Below are 16,496 nucleotides of genomic sequence, written 5' to 3'. Positions count from 1 at the left end.
GAGTTCTAGGCCGCTTCGGGGAAAAGAAGAAGCGACGCTCATTTCATTAGTACCGTCGAGTACGGCTGCAAAGTGCACTTTTGTCAATTCCGGTACGCTTTTGTGTTCGGGGATGCATTTTTTTTACAGGGCTTTATCGCCTTGATTTAGAACGTTCCAAACCGATCCGAGAACGGTGCGACTGCGCTGCAATTCATTTCTTGACAAATTTGGAACGTTCCAATTAACTCCGAATAGTCTTGGAGAGCAATCATGAGCAGGGAGCGGGTGACCGTTATCGACATTGCGAATGCCGCCGGCGTTTCAAAGTCGACCGTATCGCTCGTGCTGCAGGGAAGCTCGCTCGTTAACGAAACGACGCGCGCCAAGGTGAATGCCGCAATCCGCGAGCTCGGTTATGTCTATAATCGGGGCGCTGCCAATCTGAGGCAGGCGAACGCCAAGTCAAAAATCGTCGGCATGGTCGTCAACGACCTGACGAACAGCTTTTTCGCCGAGCTCGCTGTCGGCATCGACAGCGTCATGCAGTCGGCGGGTTACGTGCAGTTTCTCGCCAATACCGGCGAGAATATCGACCGGCAGCGCGAAGTCATTGCATCGATGCGCGAACACGGGATTTCCGGGCTCATCATCTCGCCGGCCCGCGGCACGGAGGCTGCAGATTTCGGGGCGCTCGCCAATGCCGGAATCCCTGTCGTGGTGGCCGTCCGCAATGTGCCAGGTGCGCGGGTGTCATCGCTGACGTCGGACAATCACGCGGGAGCGGCCGCCTCCGTCGCGCATCTTGCAAAGCTCGGCCATCGCCGCATCGCCTTTCTCGGCGGCTTTCCCGATACCGCCGTCTTTACCGAGCGCTTTATGGGATATCGCGATGCGCTGATTGACGCGGGGCTGGATTTCGACGCGGATCTGGCCATCGGAGCGGCACCCTCGCGAGCGGGCGGCGTCGAGGCGATCGAGCGGGCGATGCGGCTTGCTGCCCCTCCGACGGCTGCGGTCTGCTTCAACGACGCGGTTGCCTTCGGCGTCTGTGACGGGCTTCGAAGCCGCAAAATAGAACCTGGCGCCGAGTTCGCGGTGGTCGGTTTCGACGATGTGATCGAGGCAAAGACGGCGGTGCCGGCGCTGACGACCGTTTCCGTCGATCCGCAAGGCATGGGGCGCCGGGCAGCGCAGCTGCTTCTGAAGCAGATCAATTCGGGGGCGGCTGAGCCCGAAGCGTTGGTCAAAAGCGTGCGCCTGGTCGTCCGTCAAAGCTGCGGCACAGGCATTCAAGGAGGAGTGCGATGACGAATTGGGGTTTGATCGGTGCCAGCACGATCGCCAGGGAATGGGCGATCGGTGCGATCCGCGCAGCGGGCAGCGAGGCCGTCTCGGTGATGAGCACGGACGCGGCGCGCGGCAAGGCTTACGCGGCCGAGAACGGCATTGCGAAATCGGTGACCAGCGTTGCCGCCCTCGTCAATGATCCGGATGTCGAGGCTGTCTACATCTCGACCACCAACGAACTTCACCGCGACCAGGCGCTGGCGGCGATCCAGGCGGGCAAGCATGTGCTGTGCGAGAAGCCGCTGGCAATGAGCCAGGCCGATGCGAATGCGATGGTAAAGGCTGCCAGGCAGGCGGGTGTGGTGATGGCGACGAACCACCACCTGCGCAATGCCGCCACCCACCGCGCCATGCGCGATGCGATTGCAGCGGGCAAGATCGGCAAGCCGCTCGCTGCCCGTGTCTTTCACGCCGTCTATCTGCCGCCGCATCTGCAGGGCTGGCGGCTCGACCGGCCAGAGGCGGGCGGCGGAGTCATCCTTGATATCACCGTGCACGATGCCGATACGCTGCGCTTCGTGCTCGGCGACGATCCGGTCGAGGCGATCGCCTTCGGCCAGAGCGGCGGCATGGGCAAGGCCGGGCTGGAGGATGCCGTCATGGGCGTGCTGCGCTTCAAGTCCGGCGTCATCGCGCAGTTCCATGACGGTTTCACCACGAAATATGCAGAGACCGGCTTCGAGGTGCATGGCAGCGACGGATCGCTCGTTGCCAGTAACGTCATGACTCAGCGTCCAGTCGGCCGCGTGACCCTACGGAATGCAGAAGGCGAGACCGAACTCGAATGCAAAAACACCAATCTCTACGAGGTTGCGCTCAGGGCCTTCAACGATGCGGTTGCTGGGAAGGGCAGGCCGTCGGCGACGGGCGAAGACGGCGTCTGGTCACTTGCGACCGGCCTTGCCGTCGTCGAATCCGCAAGGACCGGCAAGGTGGTCAAGATCGAGCCGGGGCTCTGACATGGACAAGCACGTCACACCCGCCGACGCTGCAGCCCTGATTCCCGACGGTGCGATCGTCTCGGTCTCGTCGTCCAGCGGCCTCGGCTGCCCCGATCTGATGCTGAAGGCGATCGGCGAGCGTTTCGAAGCGACCGGCCATCCACGCGATCTGACGACGCTGCACCCGATTGCGGCGGGCGACATGAGCGGTATCAAAGGCGTGGACTACATCGCGAGGAAAGGCCTGCTGAAGAAGATCATCGGCGGCTCCTATCCCTCCGGCCCGTCAGGCGCCGAGCCACCATTGATCTGGCAGATGATCGGCAACGACGAGATCGCCGCCTATAACGTACCGTCGGGTATCCTCTTCGACATGCACCGTGAGGCCGCCGCCAAACGGCCGGGGGTGATGACCAAGGTGGGGCTCGAAACATACGTCGATCCAGCGCGCGAAGGCTGCGCCATGAATGCCAAGGCAGCTGCCGAACCGGTCGTCAAGAAAATCAGCTTCGAAGGCGAGGACTGGCTGTTCTTCAAGGCAATCGCACCGCAGGTGGCGATCATCCGGGCGACCACGGCGGATGAGCGCGGCAACCTGACATACGAACACGAAGGCGCCTATCTCGGCGGCCTCGACCAGGCGCTCGCCGCCCGCAACAATGGCGGCATCGTCATCGCGCAGGTGAAGCGCATCACCAAGGAAGGCTCATTGAAGCCCCACGATGTCCGCGTTCCGGGCGTGCTCGTCGACTATGTCGTGGTCGATCCCGACCAGAAGCAGACGACGCAAACGCTCTACGATCCGGCAATCTCCGGCGAAATCTTCCGGCCGCTCGACACATTCCACCTGTCGGAATTCAATATCCAGAAGGCGATTGCGCGCCGGGTGGCGCAGGAACTGCAGGGTGGGAGCGCCGTCAATCTCGGTTTCGGGATTTCGGCCAACGTGCCGCGCATCCTGCTGGAGGAGGGACTTCACGGGGCGGTGACATGGGTGATCGAGCAGGGTGCCGTCGGCGGCGTTCCGCTTCTCGACTTCGCTTTCGGCTGTGCCTCGAATGCCGATGCCTTCATGCCGTCGCCCTATCAATTCACCTATTTCCAGGGTGCGGGCTTCGATGCCTCGCTGCTCTCGTTCCTGGAGATCGGCCGCGACGGCTCGGTCAACGTCTCAAAGCTCTCCTTCCGTCCACACGTAACGGCAGGCGCCGGCGGCTTCGTGGATATCACGGCGCGGGCGAAGAAGATCGTCTTCTCCGGCATGTTCAATGCCGGCGCAAAGCTCGGCGTCGAGCACGGCAGGCTGGTGATCGAGAAGGAAGGCAAACTCAAGAAACTGGTCAACGCCGTCGAGCACGTGACCTTCTCGGGTCCGCGAGGCGTGGCCCAGGGGCAGGATGTCACTTATGTCACCGAGCGGTGCGTAATGAAACTGACGCCGGATGGCATCGTGCTGACCGAGATCGCACCCGGCGCCGATCTGCAGGCACATATTCTCGGCCAATCGGAATTTCCGTTGATCGTTTCGGACGATCTGAAGGTCATGGACGACGCTCTCTTCGGCGAAGCGCCGATCGGCCTCAAGCTGCCAGAAAAGCCAAAGCGGGTTCTGGAAGGAGCATCCCATGGGTGAGGTGAAGGTCTTAATCGAAGGTCACATCGCGGTCATGACCGTCTCGCGGCCGGAAAAGCTCAATGCCTTCGATATCGACATGCTGAAGGCGCTGGCCGCGGCCTGCGACGGGGTGGAGGCGAACGCCACTGTCCGTGTCGCCATTCTGACAGGCGAGGGAAAGGCCTTTTCTGCGGGCGGTGACATCAAGGCCTGGGGCGGCATGCAGGCCAATGAGTTCGGCCATGCCTGGGTGCGCTTCGGCCACCGCATTTTCGAGCGACTTGCGACGCTGCGCATGCCGCTGATCGCGGCGCTGAACGGCCATGCGCTCGGCGGCGGTCTTGAGCTGGCGGGCGCTGCCGATATCCGCATTGCCGAGAGCCAGATCAAGATTGGCCTACCTGAGACAGGCCTCGGTATGATCCCGGGCTGGTCGGGCACGCAGCGGCTGGTCAAGCGCTTCGGCGCGCAGATCGTCCGGCGGATGGTGCTCGGCGGCGAGATGTTTTCGGCCGACGAGGCAAAGGCGAACGGTATCGTCGACGCCGTCGTCGATACTGGCACATCGCTTGCCGCGGCCAAGGACTATGCCTCGCGCATTGCACTTCGCGGGCCGGCGGCGCTGGAGATTTCGAAGCTTCTGATCGCATCGGCCAATGGCGAGGACAATGGTGCGGCGGTCGAGGCGCTGGGATCGATCCTGGCTGCCAAGACCGGCGATCTCAAAGAGGGCGTTTCGGCATTTGCCGAAAAACGTCCGGCTCAATTCAAGGGAGAATGGTGATGACGGTGCTGCTGAAGCCGCAGAAGCTCGTGGACGCGAAGGTGCGCGAGTTCAGCATGCTGATCGACGGCAAATGGGTGGAGGGCATCGAGGCAGGCACGATTGAGCGCGTGGCCCCGAGTCATGGCGTTGCCGTCAGCCGCTACAAGGCAGCGACCAAGGATGATGCGGTCAAGGCGATTGCTGTGGCCCGCAAGGCATTCGACCATGGTCTGTGGCCGCGCATGACAGCCTCCGAGCGCTCCAACATTCTGCTTAAGGCCGCGGACATGATCGCCGCGCGTACCGATGAACTTGCCTATCTCGATGCGATCGAGGCCGGCAAGCCGATCACGCAGGTCAAGGGTGAGATCGCCGGTGCTGCCGACATCTGGCGTTATGCGGCAGCACTTGCCCGCGATCTGCATGGCGAAAGCTACAATACGCTGAGCGAGGGAACGCTCGGCGTCGTGCTGCGGGAGGCCGTCGGCGTCGTCTCGATCATCACGCCTTGGAATTTCCCGTTCCTGATCGTCAGCCAGAAGCTGCCTTTCGCGCTTGCAGCGGGCTGCACGGCGGTCGTCAAGCCATCTGAACTCACCTCCGGCTCGACCCTCGTGCTCGGCGAAATCCTGATGGAGGCGGGAGTTCCGGCGGGCGTCGTCAACATCATCGTCGGCACGGGTGCAGCCGTCGGCGCGACGATGACCGGGCATCCGGATGTCGACATGGTCTCCTTCACCGGCTCGACCGGCATCGGCCGGCTGACGATGGAAAACGCCTCGAAGACGCTCAAAAAAGTATCGCTGGAGCTTGGCGGCAAGAATCCACAGATCGTGTTTCCGGACGCCGATCTCGACGCCTTCGCCGATGCCGCCGTCTTCGGCGCCTATTTCAATGCAGGCGAATGCTGCAATGCCGGATCGCGACTGATCCTGCATCGCGACATCGCCGACGACGTGACGTCGCGGGTGGCGGCGCTGTCGCAAAAGGTGAAGGTCGGCGATCCACTGGATCCATCGGCGCAGGTGGGTGCGATCATCACGCCGCAGCATCTGGAGAAGGTTCAGGGCTATGTTTCCGCCGCCGTGGGCAGTGGTGCGAATGTAACGCTTGGCGGCAGCCATATCGACTTCGGTTTTGGCCAGTACATGGCACCGACAATCCTTTCCGGCGTCGAGCCGGAGATGGCGGTGGCGCGCGAGGAGGTGTTCGGACCGGTGCTTTCGGTGATGACCTTCGAGACTGCGGAGGATGCTGTCCGCATCGCGAACTCCGTCGATTACGGCCTTTCGGCCAGCGTCTGGAGCCGCGACTTCGACACCTGCCTGACGATCGGACGAAAGGTAACGGCCGGCACGATCTGGATGAACACCTTCATGGATGGTGCGGCGGAACTGCCCTTCGGCGGCTATCGCCAATCGGGCCTCGGTCGCGAACTCGGCCGGCATGCGGTGGAAGACTATACGGAGACCAAGACGCTCAACATGCATATCGGCGCCCGGACGGGCTGGTGGATGCCGCGCTGAGCCAAGGGCTTGCGTTCTGGGAGGATCGCTTGGTGAAGCAGCAGGACATCGTCATCATCGGCTCGGGGATCGGCGGAGCGACCATCGCTGCCGCGCTTGCTCCTTCTGGCGCCGATATCCTCGTCCTTGAGGCGGGCGGGCATATCGAGGACCGGCCGGAGAACCGCGACCAGCGCGCGATCTTCCAGCGCGGCCACTTCCGGCCAAAGGAATTCTGGTACGAGAGGGACGGCAAGCCGTTCAATCCCGGCAATTACTACAATGTCGGCGGCAATTCGAAGTTCTTCGGAGCGGTCATGGTGCGCTACCGGCGCGAGGATTTTTATGAGATGCAGCATCTGGAAGGCATCTCGCCCGCATGGCCGTTTGCCTACGAAGAACTGGAGCCATGGTATAGCCGGGCGGAGCAGCTTTATCAGGTGCGCGGGCAGATCGGCGAAGACCCTACCGAGCCTGTACATTCGCAGAACTACGCCTTTCCGCCCGTGCCCGACGAGCCGTCGATTGCGCTTGTGCGCGAGCGGATGAAGCGGAACGGCCTGCACCCGTATTCGCTGCCGCTCGGCATCGATATCGAGCGCTGGCTTGCCAAGGCGAAGACGCCCTGGGACGCGCATCCGAACAGTTTCGACGGCAAGATGGATGCCGAGACGATCGGCCTTGCGCTGGCGCTGCAGCATCCGAACGTCCGGCTGCAGATCGGATCGCGGGTGACACGGCTTCAAGCGGCGGCTGACGGCAAGCGCATCGAGACGGTTCATTACCGCAAGGATGGCGCCGACGAGGCGGTCTCTCCGAAGCTCGTGATCCTTGCGGCCGGCGCGGTGCAATCCGCCGTCTTGCTGCTGCGCTCGGCGGACGAGAAGAATCCAAAAGGGCTCGCCAACAGCTCGGACCAGGTCGGCCGCAATTTCATGAACCACAATTCGAGCGCCGTGATCGCGGTCTCGCCGACCTATCGAAACGACGCGATCTATCAGAAGACCTTCGGTTTCAACGACTATTACCTCACGGACGGCGAGAGCGGGCCGCCGCTCGGCAATGTCCAGCTGCTCGGCCGCGTTTCCGGCGCCATCCTCAAGGCCAATATGCCGTCGGTGCCGGAATGGATGCTGAACAAACTCTCGGCGCATGCGATCGATTTCTATGCGATGAGCGAGGACATTCCGCATCCCGAAAGCCGCATCATGGTCGATGGCGAGCGCATTCTGTTGCAGTGGGTGCGGACGAACTGGCCGGCGCATCTGATGCTGGTGAAGAAGCTGAAGCAGGCGCTGAGGGCGGCGGGCTTTCCTCTGGTGCTCTCGCGGCCATTCGACAAGCGCACGCCGTCGCATCAGTGCGGCACGATCAGAATCGGCAACGATCCGGCGCAGGCGCCGCTCGACATCTGGTGCCGCGCCTACGACCATCCGAACCTCTTCGTCGTCGATGCGAGCTATCTGCCGACGTCCGCCGCGGTCAATCCGGCGCTGACGGTGGCAGCGCAGGCGCTGCGCGTCGGGGATCATATCCTGCAGAAGGAACTCGCGTGATGGCACAGGGAAGGCGGCCGGTCGCGCTTGTCACCGGAGGGAGACAAGGTATCGGACTGGCTATTGCCGAGGCGTTGGCGAAGGCGGGGCATGACGTCGCGATCACCGGAATAGAGGATGCCGGGGCGAACGATCCGGTGGTCGAGACATTGCGTTCGCTCGGGGTCGACGCCTCTTATCTGAAGGCTGACCTGGCGGACCTTGACGGGCATGCCGCAACCATCGAGGACGTCCTGCAGACATTCGGGGCGATCGACTGCCTGGTGAACAATGCCGGCATCGGTTCGATTGTCCGCGGCGACTTCATCGAGCTGAAGCCGGAGAATTTCGACGCGGTGCTCGACACCAATCTGCGGGGGACGGTGTTCTTCACGCAGGCGGTCGTCAAGGCGATGCTGGCAAGCGGCGCCGGGCAGGCAACCCGTTCGATCGTCAACATCACCTCCGTTTCCTCTGAGCTGACGTCGCCGGAGCGGCTGGACTACTGCATAAGCAAAGCCGGCCTTTCAGCCTTCACCAAGGGATTGGCGGTGCGGCTTGCCGAGAGCGGCATTGGCGTCTTCGAAGTGCGACCAGGCATCATCCGCACGGCGATGACGGCGACGGTATCCGAAAAATACGAGGCGTTGATTTCGGGCGGGCTCGTGCCGATGAAACGCTGGGGGAAGGCCGAGGACATCGGCGCGATCGTCGCAGCCCTCGCGTCGGGGAGCTTCGGCTTTGCCACGGGCTCGGTGATCGATGCTGGTGGCGGGCTTTCGATCGGCCGCCTTTGAGCGGGGGATTTGGGATGGCATACGACTACATCATCATCGGCGGCGGCCCGGCGGGCTGCGTTCTCGCCAACCGTCTGAGCGAGGATCCAAATGTCAAAGTGCTGCTTTTGGAAGCAGGCGGCAGCGACTGGAACCCGCTGTTCCACATGCCGGCAGGCTTTGCCAAGATGACGAAGGGCGTCGCGAGCTGGGGCTGGGAGACGGTGCCGCAGAGGCACATGAAGGGCAGGGTGCTGCGCTATACGCAGGCCAAGGTCATCGGCGGCGGCTCGTCGATCAATGCGCAGCTCTATACGCGGGGCAATGCCGCCGACTACGATCTCTGGGCCAGCGAGGAGGGCTGCGATGGCTGGGATTATCGCTCCGTTCTGCCCTACTTCAAACGCGCCGAAGACAATCAGCGTTTTGCCGACGACTACCATTCCTATGGCGGACCGCTCGGCGTTTCGATGCCGGTTTCCGCGCTGCCGATTTGCGACGCCTATATCCGGGCGGGGCAAGAGCTCGGCATTCCCTATAACTACGATTTCAACGGCCGGCAGCAGGCGGGCGTCGGCTTCTATCAGCTTACGCAGCGCGACCGCCGCCGCTCCTCGGCCTCGCTCGGCTATTTGTCACCGATCGGAGACAGGGGTAACCTGACCATCCGGATGAATGCCCGCGTTGTGAGGATCGTGATTGAGGGTAGAAAAGCGATCGGCGTCGAGGTTGCCGGACGCAACGGCGTCGAGCTCATCCGCGCCGAGCGGGAGGTCCTCGCTTCTTCTGGTGCTATCGGGTCGCCGAAGCTGCTGCTGCAATCCGGAATCGGGCCTGCGGACCATCTGAAAGCTGTTGGCGTGGATGTGAAGCATGATCTGCCCGGCGTCGGCGGCAATCTGCAGGATCATCTCGACCTCTTCGTCATTTCCGAATGCACCGGCGACCACACTTATGACGGCGTCGCCAAGCTGCACCGCACGCTTTGGGCGGGCTTGCAATATGTGCTCTTCCGCTCAGGCCCCGTGGCCTCCTCGCTCTTCGAGACCGGCGGCTTTTGGTATGCGGATCCAAACGCGCGGTCCCCCGATGTCCAGTTCCATCTCGGCCTCGGCTCCGGTATTGAGGCGGGCGTCGCCCGGCTGAAGAACGCCGGGGTGACGTTGAATTCCGCTTATTTGCATCCGCGCTCGCGCGGCACCGTGCGTCTCGCATCTGCCGATCCGGCGGATGCGCCGCTGATCGACCCGAATTACTGGAGCGATCCGCATGACCGGAAGATGTCGATCGAGGGCTTGAAGATCGCCCGCGAGATCATGCAGCAGGCGGCGTTGAAGCCTTATGTGCTGGAGGAGAAGCTGCCGGGAAGCGGCGTCGTCACCGACGAGCAGCTTTTCGACTACGGCTGCGCCAATGCCAAGACGGATCACCATCCAGTCGGCACGTGCAAGATGGGCGCGGATGCCATGGCCGTCGTGGGTCTCGATCTGAAGGTGAGGGGGCTGGAGGGACTGCGCGTGTGCGACAGCTCCGTCATGCCGCGTGTTCCCTCGTGCAATACCAACGGTCCGACGATCATGGTCGGCGAGAAGGGAGCCGACATCATCCGCGGGCGCGAACCCTTGCCACGCGCCATCTTCTCCTGGGAACGCAACGACACGCGGCCGAGAGCAAGGTCAGACGTTCGCTAGACAGGTCAGGCGCGAATGAAGAGCGCGCCGACGAGGCCGAAGATAACGATCGATTGAAGGATGAACATCGGCAGTTGATCGGACATGTTTCCCTCCCATGGGCACGATTTTCATGCTTGTTCGGTGACAGTCATGCTGCCGGCCAAAGCCGGAATGCTGGAGGCGAATGCTGCCACGGCATCATGACGAGCGCAAATCACCTTTCCGAATATCGAATTCCTCTTTTTTGCGATCGGAAGAGCAAAAGATGGTATAATCGCTTTCGATGCGACGTGCGGCAGACACCGCTTTGCGAATGCCTGAAGAGGAATAGCATTCGAAACTTAGGCGGTTTTGCAATATTCGAGCGTCGCATCATAACACAGCATGGAACCTTTTATGCACTTAGTAGTTTTAGAGTGTACAGGAGGACTACTATGACCAATGATTTTAATAGACCTGGACCGGATGTTCGTTCGACACCGGGAAGCGACCGCCGGTCACCATGGGCAATGTGGATCGGTATCGCGGCTGTTGTTGTAATCATAGCCCTTGCAGCGATTTACTGGCCGCGCACGAGTGCACCGCCAGCCACACCGCCCGCCGGCGAGACAACAACGACCCAGCCGCCAGCTACAACGCCACCGGCAACGTCGACCGCACCGGCAACGCCACCGGCAACCGAGCCGGCCCCGGCAACTCCGGCACCGGCAACGCCGCCGGCTACGGAACCGGCACCGGCAACACCGCCGGCAACACCGCCGGCAACGCCTCCGGCGCAGCAGTAAGGTAATAAAAAGCCCGCCAGAACTGACCCCCGAATGTTGGACATCAACCTTCGGGGGTTTTGCATGTCGAAAAACAGCCTGGCTTTTAAGCTTTCTGTTGCCGAGTTTTATAAGAAGGGCGAGCGAGGCGCTCGCAAAGTAGGCCGGCATTTCGGAGCGGCATCGATGCCCACATCGACTGGGCAGCCGCAGTTCCTCGATGAGCACACCCATATCGGTCTGGTCGGATACGCCTTCCGGCAGTTGACAGGCGATAGCCGCGCGGGTGCGACGCTCGGGGACTTCAAATCCCGCGTCTTTGGCATCGGCCCGCAGATCGGTTACATATTCGAGCCAACGACACCACCGACGGGTATGTGAACCTGAAGGGCCACTACGAGTTCGGAGCGGAGAACCGTGGCTGACGCTGACAGTCTCACCAGCGGAGAGGTTCGCAGAGTGTGTTGCAGCGATCAATTGAACCCACCGCCGATTCGGGACGTTCGCCGCCGTCTCAATCGCTATTCGCCGCCTAAGAGATTGGTTGGACACGCCTCCATGTCCCGTCTGCGCTACCAATCCGCGACAATATCGACTATACTTTCGTCCCCTGAATATCTTGGCTTGTTCGTCGGTCGCTCCTTCTCGAGAAGGGGCGCGTCGAAATGTCAGCTTGCAGCAATTAGCTTGATCTCACCATCCATCCGCCATGTGCCGTGGTCGGCGAGGGGTGCTCGGATGAAACCGAAACGACGACACTACTTTTGCCTGGCAGTTGCTCTTGCGATGAGCTTTCCTGCCATCGCCGGCGCGCAGCAGACGTCGGCCAAGACGCCACGAATCGGCCTTCTCGCATGGTGGCCCTGCGGTATGCCGTATGCGACCGAAACCAGTGAGTTCGGAATGTTCATGCAAGGGCTTCACGACCTGGGCTACACGCTGCACGAACTCAGCTTCGAGTGCCGGAGCGCGAGTAAGCAAGACAGTCGCCTTGCGGCCGCGGCGAGGGACCTGGTGCAGCTCCCCGTGGATGTGATCGTGACAATGTCTCAGCCGGCGGCGCATGCTGCTCAAGGAGCGACCGATGCGATTCCAATCGTGACCATCATCAGCGGTGACCCGGTTGCGGTAGGCTTGGCGAGCAGCCTCGCAAAACCTGGGGGCAATCTCACGGGCGTCACTTATTACGCCACCGAACTAGCCGCCAAACGCCTGCAGCTTTTGATGGAGGCCATACCGGGGCTTGCCACTGTCGGCGTGCTGGCAAACCCGGTGGTGTCATATCTCCCCTTTGAAGCGGACACCAAGCAAGCTGCCCGCCACCTCGGAGTGGCGTTGAGCCTCCAGCAAGTCAGCGAGCCGGGCGAACTCGATGCTGCGTTCTCGCGCATGAAGGCCGATGGCGCTCAAGCTGCCTTCGTGCTTCCCGACCTCATGCTGGCCGACCAGTCGTCGCGAATCGCCGCCTTGGCGATCGAGCATCGCCTGCCCACCATGGCTTGGGGCTCGTGGTACGTCGCAGATGGCTGTCTGATGGCCTATTCGGCTAACTATGGCGAAATGCAACATCGGCTCGCCTTTTATGTCGATCGCATTTTGAAAGGCACCAACCCAGGGGCGTTGCCGATCGAGCAGCCGACGAAGTTCGACTTGTCGGTCAATCTGAAAACAGCCAATGCCCTCGGGATCGAGCTGCCGCAGACCGTTTTGCTGATGGCTGATGAAGTCATCGAGTGAGGATGGTGTGCGGCGTTCGGTCCAGCTTCAAGCCGCCCCGATGCGCCGATCGCTGTTCCGGAAGTACTTCCTCGCCTTCTTCGCTGCGGTCATTGTTCCGCTGGCTGTTAGCGGCATCGGCGACGCCTGGTTCGGCTATCGCGACCAGCGCGCAATGCTCAGCGCTCTATTGCGAGTGGAGGCCACATCGGCGGCCGGCAAAATTCAGAGCTTTCTCGACGGCATCAAGGATCAACTGGGTTGGACGGTCCAGCAATCCTGGACCCAGGATCAGGCACAGCACCGGCTGGATGCATTGCGCGTGATGCGACGAGTCCCGGCGATCGTCAGCATCACCCTTGTTGACGATGTCGGCGTCGAACGGCTGCATGTCTCCCGTATCGACTTGAACAGGATGGAAGGCGGATCGGATCGCTCTGGCGATCCTGCTGTCGTGGGAGTTCGTTCGAATGGCACATGGTTTGGGCCAGTCACTTTTCGCGACGGCTCCGAACCGTTCATGACCATGGCCATGGCCGGAAACCGCAAGGCAGGTGGCATCGTCGTCGCCGATATCAACCTGAAGCTTGTCTGGACAGTTGTTTCGGAAATTCGCGTCGGAAGTAGTGGCCGGGCGTTTGTTCTCGATCAGACCGGCCGGCTCATCGCCCACCCCGACATCAGCAAGGTGTTGCAGGGCACTGACGAGAAGACAGCGGCGGCCCTCACCAGATTGCGGGACGAGATCGCCGCCACAGGCGGAAAGGCGACTACGGCCCGCAACGCCGAGAATGAACCGGTCGTGACCGCCACGGCGCCGATCCCCAATCTCGGTTGGACCGTGTTCGTGGAGCAGGCGCAGGCCGAGGCTTTCACACCGCTGTATGCTTCATTGTGGCGGACGGGTGGCCTGCTGCTCGCCGCCGCCGCCGTCGCATCGGCGCTTGCCTACTGGCTTGCCAGGCGGATGACCGGACCAATCCGCCTTCTGGAGGAAGGCACCGAAAAAATCGGTGCTGGCCAGTTCGAGCACCGGATCGACATCGCCACAGGAGACGAATTCGAACGGCTGGCGGACCGATTCAATGAAATGGCGCAAGAACTCGCCGTATCGCGGGATCGTTCAGAGCGAATTGCACGGCTGAAGCGTTTTCTCGCGCCGCAGGTCGCGGAACTCGTCGAAAAGTCCGGCGACGAGAGCGTGCTCGCCGGACAGCGCGCAGAAGTCGTCGCTGTGTTCTGCGATTTACGCGGCTTCACCGCGTTTTCGGCGCACACCGAACCCGAGGAGATCATGCAGGTCTTGCGCGAGTACTATGAGGCGCTCGGCGCGATCATTACACGCTACGAGGCCACGCTGACCAACTTCGCGGCAGACGGTTTGATGGTGCTCGTCAACGCCCCGGTACCGTGCGCAGACCCGGCGCTTCGTGCTGTAGAGATGGCGATCGACATGCAGGACGCCATCCAGCGCCTGATCGCCGAATGGCGTCTGCGCGGTCATGCGATTGGCTTCGGCATAGGACTGGCGATGGGATGGGCTACAGTCGGCCGAATTGGTTACGAAGCCCGTGTTGACTACACTGCGATCGGAAATGTCGTGAACCTTGCGTCGCGACTCTGTTCGTCCGCCGATGATCAGCAAATCCTCGTCGATCACGCCGTGGCGCAATCCGTGCGTGGCAAAATTTCATTGGTCGCGCTCGGCCCGCGGCAGCTCAAAGGTTTCGATGAGCAAGTACCAGCGTATGAGCTCGGAACGGGAAGCGCTAGGTCGGATGCCATGCCATCCGGATGAGGGGTCGAAAAGTTAGTTGGCCGCAAGCCTGCGGCAACTTTGCGCTATAAGGGATGGCAAGAACATCGTATCGACGTGACGCTGGCCACCTCTAATCGGCCATGTCAGGCGAACCTTTGTTCACCATATGGCAAGTGGAAGCTTGCGCCATTCCGGATTTGAACTCGAATTTTAAGGCTTGCGGGGGGCATCGGCGTGGATTGTCTTCGGTAGAATGCGCGGAATGCCGGACTGAGTCGCTGGGATGTCAATTCCGCATAGAGCCTCGGTATGCCTAACCATCCCGCAAATCGGCTATCTCGCCCGTTGGCTCCTCTGGAAGGCCAGCTTTGCGAAGGGCCTGCACATAGAGGTCCAAGTCTTCCGGCCTGCGATAATTGGCTCCGCGAGAGCGGCGCAGACATGAGTTGGGTTGCAATTTCAGCAGTTCGACTGTCGCGTTCCGGGCCTCGTCGATCCTTCCGGCTTCGGCGAGACTGGCCGCGAGTATACGATAGCTGAGCGGATTCGGCGCCAGCACAACGGCGCGCTGCGCCCAGGACACCGCTTCCTTTGGCTGACGCCCGAATAGATGAGCGAATGCCAGATACGCGGCGTTCGTGATGGTTCTCTGGTCCAGCGGGTTGAGACGCATCGAGCGGTGAAGGCACTCGATGGCGCGGTCGTGTTCGCCAATGTACATGTAGACCTCGCCAGCGAAGGCCCACAGCAATGGCGAGTTGCTATTCAAGGCGAGGGGCACGCTCGATATAAGCAACTGCCCGGTCCAGGTCGCCGGAGGAGTTGGCAGAGACGAACCCGTAAGCGCCGAGGGCCAGCGGCTCCTGCGGGTCAGCCCGAACCGCCCGCTCGACAAGGTCCACGGCGTGTCTCTTGCCCGCCTCGCCATCCGCAATGCGACCGAAGAGCCAGGCTTTTGCCTCGAAGTAGCCTGCCAGGGCCAAGGCAGGTGCATATCCCGGGTCGAGTTCGATTGCCTGCGCTAGAAGCTCGCGCGACTCGTCAAGCGCGCCACCTGCGGGATTGGTAAAGGCAGCGCCCATCAGCGCGGTCGCCCGGAGATAATGATGGTGGGCGCGAACGTCCTCCGCCCGTGGATTTCGGATACGCTCGGCCTCTGCACGTAGCAAGCTCGGCTCAATAGCGCCAACAGTCGAGGAAACGATCTCGTCCTGGAGTTCGAATATGTCGTCGAGGCGGCCGTCGAAGTGATCGGCCCATATGTGCGCGCCGGTACTCGCCTCGATCAACTGGGCGGCAATCCGCACTCTCCCATTCGCGCGCCGTACCGAACCTTCGAGCAGATAGCGCACACCCAGTCGGCGGCCTGCTTCAGCCGCGTCAATTTTGACCCCCTTGAGGGCGAATGCTGACATCCGTGAGACAACAAAAAGCCAGTTAAGCCGGGAGAGGGCGCTCGTAAGGTCTTCGGCCACGCCGTCAGCAAATCCGTCTTCTTCCGCACCCGCGCCAAATACATCGAATGGCATCACCCCGATCGAAGGCTTATCGGCAGGTGGAAGTATTCGAGGTGCACGGCCGCTGCGCAGGCTTGTGGGCCAGAACCAGACGCCGAACCGACGCGAAATGTTTTTCAGCTCGGGCTCACCCCCATATTCGCAATCGATATCAATTTTGCCGATGATCTCGTCGTGCACGCGGTCTGAAAAGCAAACACCGCCCGGCTCGGCGAGTTGTTCCAACCGCGCGGCGATGTTGACACCGTCGCCGTGGATATCGGCACCGGTGGCGATTACGTCACCGAAATGCAGGCCGATGCGAAGGGCCAGTCGCCGATCCGGCGCTGCCTCGGGTTCGCGCTCGCCGGCGGCGCGCTGGATCGCAAAGGCACACTCAGCTGCGCGGACAAGGCTCGGAAATTCGGCGAGTGTACCGTCGCAGGCATACCCCACGACGTGACCGCCATGATTGCGTATCAAGGGGTTCAAGGAGTTCGGCACGCAGGCTCATTAACCGTCGGTGGGTGTCGGTTTCGTCAAGGCCGGTGAGGCGAGAGTACCCCGCGACGTCGGCAGCGAGGATCGCAGCGAGTCGACGCTCCATCACCAACTCCTCCT

At 61.8% G+C, this 16,496-nt stretch carries 14 protein-coding genes; 11 read left to right on the top strand and 3 right to left on the bottom strand.

The window, feature by feature from the left end:
* Positions 1–252 precede the first annotated feature (252 nt).
* From QA644_RS11820 to QA644_RS11785, 8 genes are read left to right on the top strand one after another with little or no spacing between them, the layout of a single operon-like run.
* Positions 253–1,290 carry a LacI family DNA-binding transcriptional regulator gene (locus QA644_RS11820; RefSeq protein ID WP_239598106.1) on the top strand — a complete coding sequence of 346 codons (1,038 nt, stop codon included), beginning with the start codon at positions 253–255 and terminating at the stop codon, positions 1,288–1,290.
* Positions 1,287–2,288, top strand: a complete 1,002-nt coding sequence (locus QA644_RS11815; protein ID WP_283068591.1) for a Gfo/Idh/MocA family oxidoreductase — start codon at positions 1,287–1,289, stop codon at positions 2,286–2,288. The genes QA644_RS11820 and QA644_RS11815 overlap by 4 nt, the downstream gene beginning before the upstream one ends.
* Before the next feature lies 1 nt (position 2,289).
* Entirely contained in the window at positions 2,290–3,903 is a 1,614-nt protein-coding gene (locus QA644_RS11810; protein ID WP_283068589.1) for an acyl CoA:acetate/3-ketoacid CoA transferase, read from the top strand.
* A complete protein-coding gene (locus QA644_RS11805; RefSeq protein WP_283068587.1) occupies positions 3,896–4,669 on the top strand; it encodes an enoyl-CoA hydratase/isomerase family protein in 774 nt (257 codons plus the stop codon). The genes QA644_RS11810 and QA644_RS11805 overlap by 8 nt, the downstream gene beginning before the upstream one ends.
* Complete coding sequence (locus QA644_RS11800; RefSeq protein WP_283068585.1) at positions 4,669–6,177, top strand: aldehyde dehydrogenase family protein; 1,509 nt, start codon at positions 4,669–4,671, stop codon at positions 6,175–6,177. The genes QA644_RS11805 and QA644_RS11800 overlap by 1 nt, the downstream gene beginning before the upstream one ends.
* 29 nt (positions 6,178–6,206) lie before the next feature.
* Positions 6,207–7,712: a GMC family oxidoreductase gene (locus tag QA644_RS11795; RefSeq protein ID WP_283072372.1), complete on the top strand. Its 1,506-nt coding sequence runs from the start codon at positions 6,207–6,209 to the stop codon at positions 7,710–7,712.
* Positions 7,712–8,488, top strand: coding sequence for a 3-ketoacyl-ACP reductase (locus QA644_RS11790; protein WP_283068584.1), 777 nt, complete (start codon positions 7,712–7,714; stop codon positions 8,486–8,488). The genes QA644_RS11795 and QA644_RS11790 overlap by 1 nt, the downstream gene beginning before the upstream one ends.
* A gap of 14 nt (positions 8,489–8,502) precedes the next feature.
* The gene (locus QA644_RS11785; protein WP_283068582.1) at positions 8,503–10,158 is read left to right on the top strand and encodes a GMC family oxidoreductase N-terminal domain-containing protein; all 1,656 of its coding nucleotides are present in this window, start codon (positions 8,503–8,505) and stop codon (positions 10,156–10,158) included.
* Positions 10,159–10,699: 541 nt separating this feature from the next.
* Here QA644_RS11785 and QA644_RS11780 read toward each other — a convergent pair.
* On the bottom strand, positions 10,700–10,969 hold the full coding sequence (locus tag QA644_RS11780) for a hypothetical protein (protein ID WP_283068580.1): 270 nt from the start codon (positions 10,967–10,969) through the stop codon (positions 10,700–10,702).
* A gap of 121 nt (positions 10,970–11,090) precedes the next feature.
* Between QA644_RS11780 and QA644_RS11775 the strand changes: the two genes are divergently transcribed.
* The 3 genes from QA644_RS11775 (at position 11,091) to QA644_RS11765 (ending at position 14,418) form a co-directional block, all read left to right on the top strand.
* Positions 11,091–11,285: a transporter gene (locus QA644_RS11775; protein WP_283068578.1), complete on the top strand. Its 195-nt coding sequence runs from the start codon at positions 11,091–11,093 to the stop codon at positions 11,283–11,285.
* 357 nt (positions 11,286–11,642) lie between these two features.
* Positions 11,643–12,641 (top strand): ABC transporter substrate-binding protein, encoded by a 999-nt coding sequence (locus tag QA644_RS11770; protein WP_283068576.1) that lies wholly within the window; start codon positions 11,643–11,645, stop codon positions 12,639–12,641.
* Entirely contained in the window at positions 12,625–14,418 is a 1,794-nt protein-coding gene (locus tag QA644_RS11765) for an adenylate/guanylate cyclase domain-containing protein (protein WP_283068575.1), read from the top strand. Before QA644_RS11770 ends, QA644_RS11765 begins: the two co-directional genes overlap by 17 nt.
* A 274-nt stretch (positions 14,419–14,692) precedes the next feature.
* On the opposite strand, the gene QA644_RS11760 is transcribed toward QA644_RS11765, so the two are convergent.
* Complete coding sequence (locus tag QA644_RS11760) at positions 14,693–15,100, bottom strand: hypothetical protein (protein WP_283068573.1); 408 nt, start codon at positions 15,098–15,100, stop codon at positions 14,693–14,695.
* Between the two features lie 40 nt (positions 15,101–15,140).
* Complete coding sequence (locus tag QA644_RS11755) at positions 15,141–16,379, bottom strand: adenylate/guanylate cyclase domain-containing protein (protein ID WP_283068571.1); 1,239 nt, start codon at positions 16,377–16,379, stop codon at positions 15,141–15,143.
* Between the last annotated feature and the right edge of the window lie 117 nt (positions 16,380–16,496).

Origin of the sequence: Rhizobium sp. CC1099 (genome assembly GCF_029714385.1) — a bacterium.
Classification (GTDB): Bacteria; Pseudomonadota; Alphaproteobacteria; order Rhizobiales; family Rhizobiaceae; genus Rhizobium.
This window is presented reverse-complemented; position numbering and strand designations above follow the sequence as displayed.

Coding starts and splice junctions, on each gene's coding strand:
- QA644_RS11780 (WP_283068580.1), bottom strand. CDS start 10,969: ATGTCCAACATTCGGGGGTCAGTTCTGGCGGGCTTTTTATTACCTTAC.
- QA644_RS11770 (WP_283068576.1), top strand. CDS start 11,643: ATGAAACCGAAACGACGACACTACTTTTGCCTGGCAGTTGCTCTTGCG.
- QA644_RS11775 (WP_283068578.1), top strand. CDS start 11,091: ATGCCCACATCGACTGGGCAGCCGCAGTTCCTCGATGAGCACACCCAT.
- QA644_RS11815 (WP_283068591.1), top strand. CDS start 1,287: ATGACGAATTGGGGTTTGATCGGTGCCAGCACGATCGCCAGGGAATGG.
- QA644_RS11805 (WP_283068587.1), top strand. CDS start 3,896: ATGGGTGAGGTGAAGGTCTTAATCGAAGGTCACATCGCGGTCATGACC.
- QA644_RS11790 (WP_283068584.1), top strand. CDS start 7,712: ATGGCACAGGGAAGGCGGCCGGTCGCGCTTGTCACCGGAGGGAGACAA.
- QA644_RS11760 (WP_283068573.1), bottom strand. CDS start 15,100: ATGTACATTGGCGAACACGACCGCGCCATCGAGTGCCTTCACCGCTCG.
- QA644_RS11785 (WP_283068582.1), top strand. CDS start 8,503: ATGGCATACGACTACATCATCATCGGCGGCGGCCCGGCGGGCTGCGTT.
- QA644_RS11765 (WP_283068575.1), top strand. CDS start 12,625: ATGAAGTCATCGAGTGAGGATGGTGTGCGGCGTTCGGTCCAGCTTCAA.
- QA644_RS11800 (WP_283068585.1), top strand. CDS start 4,669: ATGACGGTGCTGCTGAAGCCGCAGAAGCTCGTGGACGCGAAGGTGCGC.
- QA644_RS11810 (WP_283068589.1), top strand. CDS start 2,290: ATGGACAAGCACGTCACACCCGCCGACGCTGCAGCCCTGATTCCCGAC.
- QA644_RS11820 (WP_239598106.1), top strand. CDS start 253: ATGAGCAGGGAGCGGGTGACCGTTATCGACATTGCGAATGCCGCCGGC.